The sequence below is a fragment of the Lacinutrix sp. MEBiC02595 genome, assembly GCF_053601555.1.
In genome coordinates this window covers 1-1,548 of the sequence record NZ_JBSHNU010000051.1, presented here as the reverse complement: position 1 = coordinate 1,548, position 1,548 = coordinate 1, and the positions used below count along the sequence as shown (strand labels likewise).

Here is a 1,548-nt window from a genome sequence, read left to right as displayed (position 1 = left end):
CCAAATTACTAAACATAACAACGTATATATAAAATAGCTAATTGGTTGTTTAATCAATATTTTTTGTTTCTTTATAAAATATATACAAGCCGGAAAGACAAGTCATTATTTAAACGCTACTTTCCATATACGTATACGTTACCACCAATTTAAAAAAATGAACAAACTAACCAAGGTTTTACTTCTGATACTAACTTTATCACTTTTTACAAACTGCGATTTAATTAAAAACTCATTTACTTACAAAGACACTACTCAAGGATTTGTAGAAGCTTTAATAGAAGAAGATTATGAAAAAAGTCTGAACTTTATGGCAATAGAAAACAAAGCTTTCAAAAACTCGAATATAGATACGTTAAAAATAAGTTTAGGGAATTTTCGAAATTTAATAATAAATAATTTCGGAAAAGAGTTAGACTTTAAATTTATGACAGCTGAAAAAACTTTATCAACAGTAGAAGGAGAAAGTACAGCACCAAACACAACTTTAGCTCAAATTGAATTTTCAAATGATACAGATTTTGGAGTCTTCGAAATTACTTTTGATGATGATTCAAATAAAATATTAAACATTAAAACTCTTGCCATAAAAGAGAAAATTCCGAATATGACTTTGTTCTGGCTATTTGGAATTTTAGCAATATGCGTTCCGATTTTTAACATTTGGATAATTAGAAAAATTAAGAAAAGTAATCTAAAGAAAAAATGGCTGAAATATATTGCTGTGATTTTCCTAAATGTTCCTGCAATAACTTACAGTGCAGTTTATGGACTTTCTTTTAGTTTATTAAGTTTTCAAATACTATTCGGAATTAGCTTTTCATATATGGGATATTTAAGTTCAGTTTGGACTTTCGGAATACCACTTGGCGGATTATATTGGTTATGGAAATTGAACAAAAAATCAAAAAACGAAATAATAACCGAGAATGAAATAATAACGGAATAAAAACTGGTGGTAACACCGTATATAATTTATTGCTAGTTCTAGCCTGCTTACGAAAACCCTCGCGGATTTTCTATTCGGTTTTTATTTGCTAAATTACGTTCTTAAACACGCAACAAACCATATACAAACACGTTGTAAGCAATTTGAGAAAAAAACGATGAACATTAAGAAATACATACGAACTGAATCAAAAAGTTGGCTGATTGCTCTCTTATTTTTCTTCGTAATGTTGTTTTTTGGAAAAGCGTTGGAATATATAAAATCTATATCCGAGTTGAATCCAATATTCTTAATTGGACAAATTTTGCTAATTATAATTTTTGGATTTTCATTTCTCTTCTACTCTATTTACGCAGACGGATTAGAGTACAATGAAAAACTTGAATTTAGAGAGTATGAAACCGAAGATGTTGAAAGGTTAAAACGGAATTTAAAAAAGATGTTGGGAATTTTTTCTATGAGCTCAATTTTATGGATAATTGGAAACGTTATAATCGGAATTGAATATGGAAATTCTGAAAACCTAAAATATCTGATTGGAATTATAGTAATTCCATTAATTATAAACGGAATAATGATTTATATTTATAACGGATTAA

General features: G+C 27.9%; 2 protein-coding genes. Both read left to right on the top strand.

Annotation, left to right across the window (positions count from 1 at the left end; translation table 11 throughout):
* The first annotated feature begins 157 nt into the window (after nt 1-157).
* Nucleotides 158-949, top strand: a complete 792-nt coding sequence (locus ACVCZW_RS00190; RefSeq protein WP_452231307.1) for a hypothetical protein — start codon at nt 158-160, stop codon at nt 947-949.
* A gap of 157 nt (nt 950-1,106) precedes the next feature.
* A partial coding sequence (locus ACVCZW_RS00185; protein WP_452231306.1) for a hypothetical protein occupies nt 1,107-1,548 on the top strand: 442 nt, incomplete at its 3' end.

What these genes read in the sequence shown, in the direction of transcription:
- ACVCZW_RS00190 (WP_452231307.1), top strand. Translation starts at nt 158, where the DNA reads ATGAACAAACTAACCAAGGTTTTACTTCTGATACTAACTTTATCACTT.